Origin of the sequence: Acinetobacter kookii (assembly GCF_900096895.1) — a bacterium.
In the GTDB taxonomy this organism is placed as follows: Bacteria; Pseudomonadota; Gammaproteobacteria; order Pseudomonadales; family Moraxellaceae; genus Acinetobacter; species Acinetobacter kookii.
In genome coordinates, this window is the sequence record NZ_FMYO01000016.1 from 24,955 (window position 1) to 38,520 (window position 13,566).

Below are 13,566 nucleotides of genomic sequence, written 5' to 3' on the forward strand. Positions count from 1 at the left end.
GATCATAGTTAACCTATAAAAAAAATCATGGTAACTGTGAAGGAGGAGAAATGGACATCCTGATTTGCGATGATGAACCTCTCGCTGTGGAGCGTTTGTCACGTTTAGTTACGCAACTGGGACATCAGGTGGTTGCCACTGCAAGTTATGGACAGCAAGCAATTGAAATGACTCAATTCTATGAGCCAGATGTGGTGCTTCTGGACATTCAGATGCCTGAAATGGATGGCTTGAGCTGCGCTGAATATTTGTGCCAGCTTGATCCTATGCCCGCCATTGTTTTCTGTACTGCTTATGATGAACATGCTTTGGAGGCATTTAAGTCGCATGCGGAAGGCTATTTGCTAAAACCGGTGATGCAGCAGGAATTGCAACAGGTATTAGATCATTTAACAAAACTGACTCAAGCACAAATGAGCAACTTAAAACAAAAAGAAGATATGGACGAACTCAATATAAAACGCCACCAGATTGTGGCAAAAACCTATCGTGGCGTAGAGCTGGTTCCTGTAGAAAATATTTATTATTTTTTGGCAGATCAAAAATATGTCACGGTACGGCATAAAAATGGCAGTGTACTGATCGATGAAACTTTAAAAGATCTGGAAAACGAATTTGGTGACCAGTTCATTCGAATTCATCGGAATGCCTTGGTTTCCGTACATTTTCTGGATGGTCTTGAAGTGATCAGTTCGGGACAGTATCAGGTGCGCTGCCGTGAACTGGAAGAGCGCCTGGCGGTCAGCCGACGTCATTTGCCCAATTTAAGAGAACGCATCCAAAAGATGTAAATCTGTTTTCATGAATTTAGGTGACATCGGCAGTGCAAATTTACTTGCATTTTCCAGTCAGCGCGTTAAGTTTACACTAATGTACTTATAGACTGTTTCCTGGATTTATGAAAATTTTGAAGATTGCAACTCGACAAAGCCCGCTTGCTTTATGGCAGGCGGAACATATTCGTGCCCGTTTGGAGGCATTGCATGCAGATCTTAAAGTTGAGTTAGTGACCTTCGTCACCCAGGGCGACAAAATTCTGGATACGCCTTTAGCCAAGATTGGTGGAAAAGGGCTGTTTGTTAAAGAATTAGAAGCAGCTCTGCTGGATGGCCGTGCAGACCTGGCGGTGCATTCAATGAAAGATGTGCCGATGAAGTTACCTGCCGGTTTGTCCCTCGCCGTGATTTGTGAGCGCGAAGATCCGCTGGATGCCTTTGTGTCGAATACTTATGCAAGTTTTGATGACTTGCCACAAGGCGCCAAGGTGGGTACATCCAGTTTGCGCCGTAAAAGCCAGATTTTAAAAGCCCGTCCTGATTTGGAGATTATTGATCTGCGTGGCAACGTGGGTACGCGTTTATCCAAACTGGATGCAGGCCTGTATGATGCCATCATTCTGGCCAGTGCCGGTTTAAAGCGTTTAGGTCTGGCAGAACGGATTCGCCATACCTTGCCAGCGGAAGTGAGTTTGCCTGCAGTTGGGCAAGGTGCACTGGGTTTGGAATGCCGTGCGGAAGATCAGGCAGTGCTGGAGCTGATTTTGCCGCTGCTACATAGCGAAACCGATGTGTGCGTACGGACAGAACGTGCCTTCAATGCCTATCTGGAAGGGGGCTGTCAGGTGCCAATTGCAGGTTATGCCATCCTTGAACAGGGTCAAATCCATATCCAGGGGCGTGTGGGAAGTGTCGATGGCAAAACTTTACTCAAAGCCGAACAAGTTGGTGAGACCGCCCAGGCTGAGCAAATTGGAGTGGCTTTGGCTCAAGAACTGTTAGCCCAGGGCGCGGGTGATTTGCTGAAAGCCCTCTATTAATATGCTGTTTATCAATACACGTCCGCAAGACCGTGCAGAAGAGTTGAGCCATGCATTACGCCTGGCTCACATTGATGTGGTGGATTTACCTTTGCTGGAGTTGCTGCCACAAGCCTGGTCAGAAGATTTATCTGCACTTTACCGGCAATTGCCGGATGCGCAGGTAATTGTGGTGGTCAGTCCCACGGCCGTGCAAATTGGTATGGCGTATTTAAAACAGTCGGGTATTACCCTGGATCAACTTCAGCATATTCAGTGGATTGCGGTCGGGGATCGCACTGCTCAGGCTTTGGCGCAATATGGTATTTCTGCCGAAGTCCCCAAAGTTGAAACATCGGAAGGAATGTTACAGCTTCCAGTTTTACAAACGCTTGATTCAGGCCAGTGTCTGGCTTTCTGGCGTGGTGAAGGGGGACGGATGTTTATGATGGACCAGTTAAAACAGCAAGGCATGCAAATTCTAAATTTTGTTTTATATGAGCGCCGTTGTCCTGTATTTACTCAGCAAGATTTAGCTAACATATTCTCTTTATTAGAAAAACAAAAACAGTATGCTATGGTGGTGAGTAGTGAAGCGGGTTGGCTAAACTGGATTCAGCTCATGCGACATCAGAAGCACCTTATTGCAAAAGGACATTATCTGGTTTTGGGGGAGCGCTTGTATCAAGTTGTTTCGAATTATAAAAAAAATCAGGCAACATGTTTTAATATCACGCGACTCACTGATTTAAAAACAGATTCAATTCTGCAGAAGCTTGTTGTTGTGCAAGGGAACACATGAAGAAAACACTCATTTTATTATTTATTTTAAGTCTGCTCTGGATTGTTAAATTGAGTTATGACTTATTTAATCTTGCTGCACAACAAACAGAATTAAATACCAGTCTGCACCGGATTGAACAGAATAATGCAAATTTAAATGATCAATTTGTTGCTTTACAGCGCAAAGTCATGCTGACAGGAGAATCGGCACCGGCCAATTCACAGGCTGCAGAGGATTTAAAAAGCATTCAGGCGACAAGTATTGATCCTGTGGTCGTGATTAAACAGCAACTTGAATTGATTGAATTTATGTTGCAGCAACAACAGTTTACTGCTGCCCTGGATAAATTAACCCGTTTAGATCAAAATCTTGAGCAATATGCCCTGGCGGCACCATTGAAGCAAAGTTTGCATCAGGTCATTGCCAAAGATCATCAGGTTATTCAGCATTTTGTCGGTGAGCGAATGGCTCAGCAAGTCAAGGTGGATAGGCTGATCCAGCAACTGGATGCTGCCTTGGCCCAGGAATTACAAGCCCCTCAATTAAGCGTGAGTCAGGCACCGGATAAACCGTTCTGGCAACGTTGGCTGCTGATTGAACCTGCAAAACAACCTGCTACGGCGCTCATGCAGCGTCCGTTAATTTTAAAAGAGGCACAGCTCCGATTGCTCATTGCTCAACAAGCCTTAAAACAGGGGCAATATTTAGAGTATCAAAAATCACTGACTGAAATTATTCAACTATTAAATCAAATCCCGGATGAGAAATCGCGACAGCTGATTCAGAATATCCAGAAGATCAAAGGATTTACGGTTGTGCCTACGCCTAGTTTAAATACGCGTGCATTATTGGGATGATGAATTCATGAAGCAGATTTTACTGGCCTATGCTTTTATCAGCCTACTTATTATCGCAGGTTTAAGTATTTTAAGTTACGGTTATGGCGCGGGTTATGTGTATTTATATTGGCGTGAATGGCAAATTCAAACCAATATCTGGATCATGTTTTTTATTCTGGTGAGTTTAAGCCTGTTAATCCAGTTAGTATGGCTGCTGATTAAACGTTATTTAACCCGGGAACAACGCAAGCTGGAAACTGTTTTTAATTTTAAAAACTTGCACCCGTATGAACAGTTGGCCGTAATTTGGTTATTGGAAGCTGCACAAGATCAGCATCAAATTATTCAAAACGTATTTTCTCAATCGGGTTTATTAAAGGGGATTATTGGTTCACGTCTGTATTGGATGCAGCAGCAATATCCGCAAGCACTTGCTATTTTAAATCAAAGTAATGCCATGGCATTTGAATTGGCGGAAATACAGCGCATCGAAATTTACCTGTCGCAAAATGATGCCGAGCAGGCATTAACCCATCTTGAATTCTTAAATCAACATGAGCTTTCACCCTGGTTAAATGAGGTAAAAAGTGCCTATGATTTAAGATTAACCAGTTTATGGGAAAAGTTTGCCATTCAGTTTCCCTGGATGTATTTACGCTCGACTAAATATGGACATCTGGGCACAGAAAAAAAACGGGAATGGTTACAGCAGTTATTGGTGAATTTTGATCAGGCCAGTATCGAAAGCTTGCAAAATTTGCAACAGCGCTATTTAGACTTGCAAGACCAGATTTATAGCCGTGATTATGAAATTAAAGTCTTATGGTTAAAGCTATTATCACGTATGCCGGAAATGAGCCAGCAGCATGAAGCCTTGGTTTTGCATTTACTGGATCAACAGTTTAATCAAGACGTTTTTTATTTATGGTTCCAGCAGCAATTATTAAAGCAGAGCCCGGATTATTTAATGGTTGAGCAACGGATTGACTATTGGGAAAGTAAATATCCATCTTTACCGGTATTTGCCTTTGCCAAATGGCATGTCTATACCGCTACGGCAAGAACAGCTGAAGCTGATCAATTACTTGAGTTATACCCAGATAACGTGATGATGAATTATTTAAGAATTAAATCTACTTTAAACGGTCAGGATGACTTGATTAAACAGTTAAATTTAATTTTTGAAAATAATGCAAATTTTGTTGAAATAAAAATATAAAGGTAAGAAATATGCTCACCCTGTCCGATTATCCGGTAATTTATGATCAGTCTGTTGCCTGGGGGGATATGGATGCCTTTGGGCATGTAAATAACGTGATGTATTACCGTTATATCGAAAGTGCCCGCATTTTTTATATGGATGCCTTGAGTATTTTTGAACAGGATGTTTATACGGTGGTGGCAACCAACCAGTGCAAATATATCAGTCCGCTATTTTATCCAGACCGGCTTAAAATTGGGGTGCGTGTTGAAGAAATTCGTAATAGTGCATTCCGGATGAGCTATTTATTATGGAGCGAGTCACAACAAAAAACTGTTGCCGTAGCAGAGGCGGTGATTGTCTGTGTAAATAAGCAGAGTATGCTTAAAGCGGAAATACCTGAAATCATTCGTCATAAAATCATAGAAATTGAATTAAGTGTGAATCATTTGATTTGAAAACATTTAAAGCGAATGACCTGTAAACTGTAAAAAATGTGAAATCTGTTTTAAAGATTGTTGTTATTTAAAAAATTGTATTGAATGTTTTAAATAATAAAAATATTATGAGTTGGTTTTAAATAAAAAAATATAAAATTTATTGTGGAGTTAATATGATGCCGGATATTAGTAATTTATCTGTTGAAGAGTTAAAGCGTTTACAAGTTGAAGCGGAAGCATTAATTGCTTCTAAAAAAGATCAGGCGGTTGAAGATGCTTATCAGCAAATTTTAGATATTGCCGATAATGTAGGTTTAAGCATTGAACAGATTTTAGAGTTTGGTGCAAGCAAACGTAAGAAAAGTACACGCAAATCTGTAGAGCCGCGTTATCGCAGCAAAAAGAATTCAGCGGATACCTGGACAGGACGTGGGAAACAACCTCGCTGGCTGGTTGCAGAACTTGAAAGTGGTGCAAAGCTGGAAGATTTTCTCATCTGATGGAAATATTCATCAGATAGTCATCCAACTGGATTAAATTAAAAAAACCAGGCTTTTAAGCGTGGTTTTTTTATATCTATTTTTATCACTTGGAATTGGCGTTGAGGAAAAAGTGTGCATAATGGGGATAGAAATATAATATTAGTGTTAAGGGAAGAATAATTGATTATGTGGGTCGTGATGGGATGATAAACAAACCCAAATATATCACGTGGTGGATTTTCTCCATCAGTGTCTTTTTCATGTTCATATTACTCCAAATTCCAGCGGCTTGGCTCATTTCAAAATTTTATAAAAACAACCAGGTCTTGCAAAATGTAAGCGGTAATATTTGGCAAGGGCAGGCTGATTGGCAGACGGGGAATTTAACCGGATCGTTAAGTTGGAAAACACGTCCTCTGGATATTTTTTTGCTGCGTTTAGGGGCAAACATAGAGGTACATAGTGGGAATACCCAACTGGATGCTGTTGTTGGCTATGGTTTTGGCAAAAAAATCATGGTTCATGACTTGAATGGTCAGGTTGCACCGGAAACGCTGAAACATCTGGTGGAATGGCAGTGGCCGGCCAATGCCATTCAATTGCAGGATATTCATTTTAATTTTAAAAAAGAACAGGGTTTTGCTCGGGCTGACGGTCAGTTGCAATGGGTGGGGGGTGAGCTAGTTTATCACTATGCCCAGCGTCAGGATCAAATGAATATTCCTTCCTTGAAAGGAAAATTGTCGGATGAAAATAATAAGCTGCTCTTTGATATCCGGGATCAGCGTGATCAAAAGCTGATGGCATTGGAGCTGGATCAAAACTTGATGCTTGATGTGCAATTGACTCAGCGTCTGCTGCTGAATATTGCTTCTTATAATGGAAAAGCTGGTTTGGATACCTATGTGGTGAGTTCGCGCCAACCTTTGTTTAAAGGTGGCCTCTAATGAATCAGTGGCTAGAAAAAATTCAACAAGTTAATTGGAAACAGGCGGACCGGATTGCGCCTTTATTCTTGGTTCTGCTGATTTTATATTTATGCTGGAAGTTGGCAAACATTTTCTGGTTGCTGGTGGCGCCGCCACAGGTGATGCAGCTGGACCGTGTTGAACTGGGTTCACAGCAGCCGCAGGTGCCCAATATTTCTTCATTTGCCCTGTTTCAGGAAGCGGGCAGAACAGCTGCGGCAGAAGACACTGCCAATTTGATTTTGCAAGGTGTGGTGGTCGGTTATCCAAATCAGTTTTCCTCTGCAGTGATTAAAGTCAATGATCAGTCAGATCGCTATCGGGTCGGTGAAAATATTGCCCCGACCTCTTATCAGTTGGCTGAAGTGTATTGGGACCGGGTAGTGTTGCGTCAAAGTAATGGGGCTACGCGAGAACTGCAATTTAAAGGCATGGAAAATGGTCTGGATCAAAGCATTATTCCACCGGTAGCAACAAACAGCTTGCCGATGAATAATCAGACCACACCGCCTATGCCCAGTCAGGAACAAAATGCTTTAGGGCAGGCAGTACAGAAAATACAGGAAGACCGCGATCAGTATTTAAAAGATATGGGGGTCAATGCAGCGAGTGGAGGCTATGAAGTTACGGCAAGAACACCGGCAGCATTGCGCAGTAAGCTGGGGCTACAACCCGGTGACCGGATCATGTCTTTAAATGGACAGGCTGTGGGGCAGGGGCAAAGTGATGCCCAGTTGCTGGAACAGGCTCGACGTGAAGGTCAGGTCAAAATAGAAATAAAGCGTGGTGATCAAGTGATGACCATACAACAAAATTTTTAAGTGATGCATCGTCACCTTACAGGATTAGGAAGCACGGAACTTTATGGCTTTATTTAATCATCATCGTCCAGTTTGGGCTTTATTCGCGGCTGCACCCCTGATTGCTATGGTGAGTACCTCTACTCAAGCGCAAACATGGAAAATCAACTTACGAGATGCTGATTTAACTGCATTTATTAATGAAGTGGCCGATATTACGGGGAAAAATTTTGCTGTTGATCCGCGTGTGCGCGGCAATGTCACGGTCATTTCCAATAAGCCTTTAAATAAAGCCGAAGTCTACGATCTGTTTCTGGGCGTATTGAACGTGAATGGTGTGGTCGCCATTCCTTCAGGCAATACCATCAAACTGGTTCCAGATAGCAATGTCAAAAGTTCCGGTGTGCCTTTTGACAGCAAACACCGTGCGACCGGTGATCAGATTGTGACGCGGGTGATCTGGCTGGAGAATACCAACCCGAATGACCTGATTCCTGCCATCCGTCCATTGATGCCGCAATTTGCCCATTTATCGGCAGTGGCTGGAACCAATGCGCTGATTGTGTCAGACCGTGCCAGTAATATCTATCAGCTGGAAACCATTATCCGTAATCTGGATGGTACCGGGCAAAATGATATCGAAGCGGTGACCCTGCAATCCAGTCAGGCTGAAGAAATGCTGGGTTTGCTGGAATCCATGAGTTCTACCGGCGCAGCCCGGGACTTAAAGGGTTCCCGTATCCGTATTATTGCAGATACCCGCACCAACCGGATTGTACTGAAAGGTGATACTGCAACGCGCAAACGCATTCGCCAGATGATTGAAATGCTGGATGTGCCAGCCGCTGATCGTTTGGGCGGTTTAAAAGTGTTTCGCTTGAAATATGCCAGTGCCAAAAATCTGGCGGAAATCTTACAGGGCTTAGTGTCTGGCCAGTCGGTATCTGGTTCATCCAATTCCAGTCGTTCATCCTCAAACAATAGTGTGATGAACAACCTGGCTAATAATTCAAGCAGTTCTTCGTCCAGTGGCAGTTCTTCCAGTATTTCGACTCCGGCAATTAATTTGGGCGGTGGATCAAACAGTAACAGTCAAAATAGCATTACCAGTTTTAATGGTAATGGCGTCAGTATCATTGCCGACGACAGCCAAAATTCATTGGTGGTGAAAGCCGATCCGCAACTGATGCGTGAAATTGAATCGGCTATTCAACAGCTGGATATCCGCCGTCAGCAAGTCCTAATTGAGGCTGCCATCATTGAAGTGGAAGGCAATGATGCCGATCAGCTCGGTGTGCAGTGGGCTTTGGGTGATCTGACCAACGGCATCGGCTTAATCAATTTTAGCAATGTCGGTGCGAGTATTGCCGATCTTGCTGCCGGCTATGTAGCCGGAGGGGCGGCAGGGGCTGCGGCCAATTTGGGTACGGGTACCTCGCTATTACTTGGTGATTACAGGGAAAGCGATAACGGTTCACGCAAACTGTATGGCGCATTGATTCAGGCCTTAAAAAGCAAAACCAAGTCCAATTTGCTGTCCACACCTTCCATTGTTACCATGGACAATGAAGAAGCCTATATTGTGGTGGGGCAGAATGTCCCGTTTGTAACCGGTTCAGTAACAACTCAGGGTGGAACAGCCAACCCTTATACCTCTGTGGAGCGTAAGGATGTCGGTGTCACTTTAAAGGTGGTGCCGCATATTGGCGAGGGTGGTTCGGTTCGTCTGGAAGTCGAGCAGGAAGTTTCTGCGGTGCAGGATAAAGGTCAGGCGCAGGATCTGGTCACCAGCAAGCGTGCCATTAAAACCTCGATTCTGGCCGAACATGGACAGACTATTGTTTTGGGTGGCTTAATTTCCGATAACTCGATTCATAGCCGTCAGTCGGTACCGGGTTTGGGTGCAATACCAGGTCTGGGGCGTTTATTCCGTGCCGATGCCAAATCTAATGAGAAGCGCAATTTACTGGTGTTTATCCACCCAACCATTGTTGGAGATAAGAATGATGTGCGCCGTTTGTCGCAGCAGCGTTATAGCCAGTTGTACAGCTTGCAGTTGGCCATGGATCGGGATGGCAGTTTTGCCAAATTACCGGAAAATGTAGAAGACATTTATCAGCAGCGAATTCCGGTCACGCCATCGGCACCGAAAGCTCCTCTTTATCAAACCCTGCCATCGGCAACCCAGAATCAGTCGAATGCAGCTACGTTTAGCACACCGGTTGCAATTGAACCGGTCGTGCAGAAACAAAAAGTTAGTGTGCCGGTGACTGAGGTTAAAAAAACCAAAAATACCGTGACCACGACTACGATTCGTTCGGGTTCTTAACAGCGTGGTTTAAGAATTGAATATATGCCGTGATATGATGATGAAAAATCACAAAGAGAAGTGCATTTCATGACTTGGAAAATACAAGCAATTACCGGTGAATTAACGGGACAGGAAATCAGCATCGACCGTGATATGTTGGTCGGTCGCCATCAGAGCGCAGATATCGTGTTGCAGGCGGGGGAAATTTCCCGCAAGCATGCGGCTTTCTTGCTTAAAGACCAGGCCTTATGGCTGCAAGATTTGAATTCATCCAATGGCACCTTCGTCAATGACTTGCGTATTGAGCATGAAACCCTGTTAAAAGAAGGGGATATCGTTCAGTTCGCAGGTTTGAAATTTTCCGTGCTTGCACCTGCTAAAGACATTGAGCCTGCTTTAACTGAAACAGAAAGTGTGCCGACCAGCGCACAACCTGCAGAAGCAGTGGCAGTTTCTGAGACTGCGGCAGCAGAACCGGTTGAGCCAGCAGCAAAGACTGCAGCGCAGCAAATGAATGATCAGGGCATGCCGGAACTGACCGAGCGTGATGCCAATGTCCAGCTGAGCCGTGATGGTATGCCACAAGGGGTTGCCATCCCGAAACCGGCACCGATTCCTGAAGGTGTGGACCTGAGTGCCATTCCCGAGAAGCAAACACCCATCGCGGTTGAAACACCAGTATCCCGTGTAGAGCAGGTCAAAGAAGAGCAGAAAAATGCATCCGTGGGTCTAATCTCCATTGTTGTATTGATTATCCTGGCAATCATTGCCTGGTTATTCTTTAAATAAGCCTGCATGCGACATACAATGAAGGCATGCAATCGCATGCCTTCATTGTATGGGTATGGGCTAAAATAAATCGTGAGAGGGAAATGATGTCTGTAGCAAAACTTGCAAGCCGTGAACTGATTTTATTTGACCTGGATGGCACTTTAGTTGACTCAGCATCAGATCTATACCGGGCCATGAACATGAGCCTGAATGCCTTGCAATTACCGAGCGTGACTGAGGAGCAGGTGCGCACCTGGATTGGCAAGGGGACCTCTGTTTTTTGCCATAGCACTTTGCAATATCTCACCGGAAAGGTGGACCGTGCGCAGCATCAGCAATTGTTGACGACTTTTTTAAATATTTATAATGCAGACCCCTGTGTGGATACCCAGCCTTTTAAAGGGGTGGTTGCATTTCTGGATTGGGGCTTAAGCAACAATAAGCAAATGATTTGTGTCACCAACAAACCCGAACAGCCGGCACGTGCGATTGTTGAGGCGCTGGGCTTGAGTCATTATTTTGTGGATGTGATTGGCGGGGACCGTTTTGAAGAGCGGAAACCCCATCCTCGGCAGCTACTGTTTTGTGTTGATGAGTATGATGTCACTGCGGCAGAAACCTTAATGATTGGTGATTCCAGCAATGATGTGGAAGCAGCAAGACGTGCAGGAGTTGATTGTATTGTGGTGAGCTATGGCTATAATCATGGTGAAGATATTCATGATTGCCAGCCGCAACAAGTGGTTGATGATTTAACAGAATTACTCGCGCAATAAGTGAAAATTGAGGATAACGGAATGAGAAATTTTATGGTTTTTCGATGGCGAAACTAAGTCAGACTACAGGAAAACAAACGTAAACCAGCCATATCGAAAACATATAGAGAATACTCATGACAACTCAAGCTCAATTCCAACAGTTACAATCTGAGGGTTATAACCTGATCCCGGTTTATCGTCAGCGTTTGGCCGATACTGAAACCCCATTATCTGTCTTTGCGCGTCTGAAAGACCACAGTCAGGCCTATCTGTTTGAATCGGTTGAGGGTGGAGAAAACTGGGCGCGTTATTCCATTATCGGTCTCGGTGAGTCCACTGTTTTTTCATGCAATCGCGGTTTATTAACCGTTCAGCGGGTGGATGGTTCTGTTGATACTCAGCCATGTAGCGATCCATTCCAATATATCCGTGATTTTCAGGCGCAGTTCCATGTGCCGACCCAAAAAGATTTGCCTGATTTGCCGAGCTTCACCGGGGGGCTGGTGGGCTATTTTGGCTATGACTCGGTACGCTATATTGAACCACGGCTAAAAAATGTGCCTGAAGCCGATCCGGTGGGCTTGCCAGATATCTGGATGATGCTGTCTAAAACCGTGATTGTGTTTGACAATTTAAAAGATACCTTGTTCTTGATTGTGCATGCGGATGTCAATGAGCCTGAAGCCTATGCTAAAGCTCAAGCGCAGCTAGATAAATTGGAAGAAATACTGGCAACACCCATTAGCTTGCAAGCCAAAAAACATACGGCACCACATTTTGAGTCTTTGACCGGGCACGACAAGTTTATCGAGTCGATTGCCAAGGTGAAGGAATATATTAAAGCGGGCGATGTGATGCAGGTGGTGCCGGGGCATCGTATGGTCTCGGACTTCGATGGTGAGCCTTTACAGGTGTATCGTGCACTGCGTCATCTGAATCCATCGCCGTATCTGTTCTTGGTGCAAGGTCAGACTTTAGATAATCAAAAGCCATTTCATATTGTCGGATCTTCACCGGAAATTTTATCGCGCCTGGAAAATGGCATCGCGACCGTTCGTCCTTTGGCTGGTACACGTCCACGCGGCAAAACCAAAGAAGAAGATTTGGCGCTTGAGCAAGATTTACTGTCCGATGAAAAAGAGATTGCCGAGCATTTGATGCTGATTGACCTGGGTCGTAACGATGTCGGGCGTGTGTCAAAAATCGGGAAAGTGCAGGTTACCGATAAAATGGTGATCGAACGTTATTCGCACGTCATGCACATTGTTTCGAATGTGCAGGGCGAAGTTCGTGATGATGTCGATGCGCTGGATGTGTTTAAAGCCACTTTTCCGGCAGGGACGCTTTCAGGCGCACCCAAAATCCGTGCTATGGAAATTATTGACGAAGTCGAGCCGGTCAAACGCGGAATTTTTGGTGGCGCTGTAGGTTATTTAGGCTGGCATGGTGAAATGGACATGTCGATTGCCATTCGGACCTGTGTAATTCGCGAAAATAAGGTTTATGTTCAGGCTGGCGCAGGTCTGGTTTATGACTCAAATCCTGAATCTGAATGGAATGAAACCCAGATAAAAGCTCGCGCAGTGATCAAAGCGGTTGAATTATCATCAAACGGGTTGATTTTATGAGTTTTTGACGGTTTTTTTGAAAAAAACACTTGCACGGATTCTAAGTTTTGCTAAACTGCACACCGTTCCGATACGAAACGTACGAAACACTAAGAAACGCCGGCATAGCTCAGTTGGTAGAGCAACTGACTTGTAATCAGTAGGTCCACAGTTCGAATCCGTGTGCCGGCACCATCTTAGAAAGTTTGAGTAGTGGGGTAAAAGAACGACACTGAAGTAAGTGTAAAATGGTGAGATTCCCGAGCGGTCAAAGGGAACAGACTGTAACTCTGTCGCGTAAGCTTCGAAGGTTCGAATCCTTCTCTCACCACCAATTTTAAGACTTCAATAAGTGGTTTGTACCAACATCGTGCGGGAGTAGCTCAGTTGGTAGAGCGGTAGCCTTCCAAGCTACATGTCGCGAGTTCGACCCTCGTCTCCCGCTCCATTGAGGTTTTTATTTGCTCTTATAGCTCAGTGGTAGAGCACTCCCTTGGTAAGGGAGAGGTCTCGAGTTCAAATCTCGATAAGAGCTCCAGATACAGTTTGGCAACATTGTTGCAAAAATTTTAAAAAGCAGGCTTATTAGTCTGCTTTTCAAGTATTGGGTGTTTGGTTTTTAAAGCGATAAGTCGATGCTGAGTTTTACTCAGAATTGTGTTCGACGTAAACGAGGAATATAAACATGGCTAAGGCTAAGTTCGAACGTAATAAGCCACACGTAAACGTGGGCACAATTGGTCACGTCGACCATGGTAAAACTACTTTAACTGCTGCAATTGCAACTATCTGTGCAAAAACTTACGGCGG

At 44.4% G+C, this 13,566-nt stretch carries 14 protein-coding genes and 4 tRNA genes; all 18 read left to right on the forward strand.

The features are described from left to right. Positions 1–50 precede the first annotated feature (50 nt). On the forward strand, positions 51–791 hold the full coding sequence (locus BLP85_RS14450) for a LytR/AlgR family response regulator transcription factor (protein WP_092821028.1): 741 nt from the start codon (positions 51–53) through the stop codon (positions 789–791). Positions 792–898: 107 nt separating this feature from the next. After that, positions 899–1,816, forward strand: coding sequence for a hydroxymethylbilane synthase (gene hemC, locus BLP85_RS14455; RefSeq protein ID WP_092821030.1), 918 nt, complete (start codon positions 899–901; stop codon positions 1,814–1,816). Between the two features lies 1 nt (position 1,817). Beyond that, positions 1,818–2,597 carry a uroporphyrinogen-III synthase gene (locus BLP85_RS14460; protein WP_092821032.1) on the forward strand — a complete coding sequence of 260 codons (780 nt, stop codon included), beginning with the start codon at positions 1,818–1,820 and terminating at the stop codon, positions 2,595–2,597. Beyond that, entirely contained in the window at positions 2,594–3,436 is an 843-nt protein-coding gene (locus tag BLP85_RS14465) for a hypothetical protein (protein WP_092821034.1), read from the forward strand. The genes BLP85_RS14460 and BLP85_RS14465 overlap by 4 nt, the downstream gene beginning before the upstream one ends. A 7-nt stretch (positions 3,437–3,443) precedes the next feature. Further along, positions 3,444–4,637, forward strand: coding sequence for a hypothetical protein (locus BLP85_RS14470; RefSeq protein ID WP_092821037.1), 1,194 nt, complete (start codon positions 3,444–3,446; stop codon positions 4,635–4,637). An 11-nt stretch (positions 4,638–4,648) separates the two neighbouring features. Then, a complete protein-coding gene (locus BLP85_RS14475) occupies positions 4,649–5,077 on the forward strand; it encodes an acyl-CoA thioesterase (RefSeq protein ID WP_092821040.1) in 429 nt (142 codons plus the stop codon). Positions 5,078–5,232: 155 nt separating this feature from the next. After that, the gene (locus BLP85_RS14480) at positions 5,233–5,559 is read left to right on the forward strand and encodes an H-NS histone family protein (protein WP_092821042.1); all 327 of its coding nucleotides are present in this window, start codon (positions 5,233–5,235) and stop codon (positions 5,557–5,559) included. 185 nt (positions 5,560–5,744) lie between these two features. Then, positions 5,745–6,488: a type II secretion system protein N gene (gspN, locus tag BLP85_RS14485; RefSeq protein WP_092821044.1), complete on the forward strand. Its 744-nt coding sequence runs from the start codon at positions 5,745–5,747 to the stop codon at positions 6,486–6,488. Further along, positions 6,488–7,330 carry a type II secretion system protein N gene (locus BLP85_RS14490; RefSeq protein ID WP_092821046.1) on the forward strand — a complete coding sequence of 281 codons (843 nt, stop codon included), beginning with the start codon at positions 6,488–6,490 and terminating at the stop codon, positions 7,328–7,330. The genes gspN and BLP85_RS14490 overlap by 1 nt, the downstream gene beginning before the upstream one ends. 43 nt (positions 7,331–7,373) lie before the next feature. Continuing rightward, positions 7,374–9,638 (forward strand): type II secretion system secretin GspD, encoded by a 2,265-nt coding sequence (gene gspD, locus BLP85_RS14495; RefSeq protein ID WP_092821048.1) that lies wholly within the window; start codon positions 7,374–7,376, stop codon positions 9,636–9,638. Positions 9,639–9,707: 69 nt separating this feature from the next. Then, a complete protein-coding gene (locus BLP85_RS14500) occupies positions 9,708–10,409 on the forward strand; it encodes an FHA domain-containing protein (protein WP_092821050.1) in 702 nt (233 codons plus the stop codon). A gap of 86 nt (positions 10,410–10,495) precedes the next feature. Beyond that, positions 10,496–11,167 carry a phosphoglycolate phosphatase gene (locus tag BLP85_RS14505; protein WP_092821052.1) on the forward strand — a complete coding sequence of 224 codons (672 nt, stop codon included), beginning with the start codon at positions 10,496–10,498 and terminating at the stop codon, positions 11,165–11,167. Between the two features lie 116 nt (positions 11,168–11,283). Next, entirely contained in the window at positions 11,284–12,777 is a 1,494-nt protein-coding gene (trpE, locus tag BLP85_RS14510; RefSeq protein WP_092821054.1) for an anthranilate synthase component I, read from the forward strand. A 98-nt stretch (positions 12,778–12,875) separates the two neighbouring features. Continuing rightward, positions 12,876–12,951: transfer RNA gene (locus BLP85_RS14515), tRNA-Thr, on the forward strand. A gap of 55 nt (positions 12,952–13,006) precedes the next feature. After that, positions 13,007–13,090 (forward strand) — tRNA-Tyr (locus BLP85_RS14520). Between the two features lie 38 nt (positions 13,091–13,128). Then, a tRNA-Gly gene (locus tag BLP85_RS14525) sits at positions 13,129–13,204 on the forward strand. A 15-nt stretch (positions 13,205–13,219) separates the two neighbouring features. Next, positions 13,220–13,294, forward strand: a tRNA-Thr gene (locus BLP85_RS14530). Between the two features lie 147 nt (positions 13,295–13,441). Further along, positions 13,442–13,566, forward strand: a 125-nt coding sequence (locus BLP85_RS14535) for a GTP-binding protein (protein ID WP_227508804.1), incomplete at its 3' end; no start/stop codon positions are given.

Coding starts and splice junctions, on each gene's coding strand:
- gspD (WP_092821048.1), top strand. CDS start 7,374: ATGGCTTTATTTAATCATCATCGTCCAGTTTGGGCTTTATTCGCGGCT.
- trpE (WP_092821054.1), top strand. CDS start 11,284: ATGACAACTCAAGCTCAATTCCAACAGTTACAATCTGAGGGTTATAAC.
- BLP85_RS14480 (WP_092821042.1), top strand. CDS start 5,233: ATGATGCCGGATATTAGTAATTTATCTGTTGAAGAGTTAAAGCGTTTA.
- BLP85_RS14460 (WP_092821032.1), top strand. CDS start 1,818: ATGCTGTTTATCAATACACGTCCGCAAGACCGTGCAGAAGAGTTGAGC.
- BLP85_RS14450 (WP_092821028.1), top strand. CDS start 51: ATGGACATCCTGATTTGCGATGATGAACCTCTCGCTGTGGAGCGTTTG.
- BLP85_RS14465 (WP_092821034.1), top strand. CDS start 2,594: ATGAAGAAAACACTCATTTTATTATTTATTTTAAGTCTGCTCTGGATT.
- BLP85_RS14475 (WP_092821040.1), top strand. CDS start 4,649: ATGCTCACCCTGTCCGATTATCCGGTAATTTATGATCAGTCTGTTGCC.
- BLP85_RS14470 (WP_092821037.1), top strand. CDS start 3,444: ATGAAGCAGATTTTACTGGCCTATGCTTTTATCAGCCTACTTATTATC.
- gspN (WP_092821044.1), top strand. CDS start 5,745: ATGATAAACAAACCCAAATATATCACGTGGTGGATTTTCTCCATCAGT.
- BLP85_RS14505 (WP_092821052.1), top strand. CDS start 10,496: ATGTCTGTAGCAAAACTTGCAAGCCGTGAACTGATTTTATTTGACCTG.
- BLP85_RS14500 (WP_092821050.1), top strand. CDS start 9,708: ATGACTTGGAAAATACAAGCAATTACCGGTGAATTAACGGGACAGGAA.
- BLP85_RS14490 (WP_092821046.1), top strand. CDS start 6,488: ATGAATCAGTGGCTAGAAAAAATTCAACAAGTTAATTGGAAACAGGCG.
- hemC (WP_092821030.1), top strand. CDS start 899: ATGAAAATTTTGAAGATTGCAACTCGACAAAGCCCGCTTGCTTTATGG.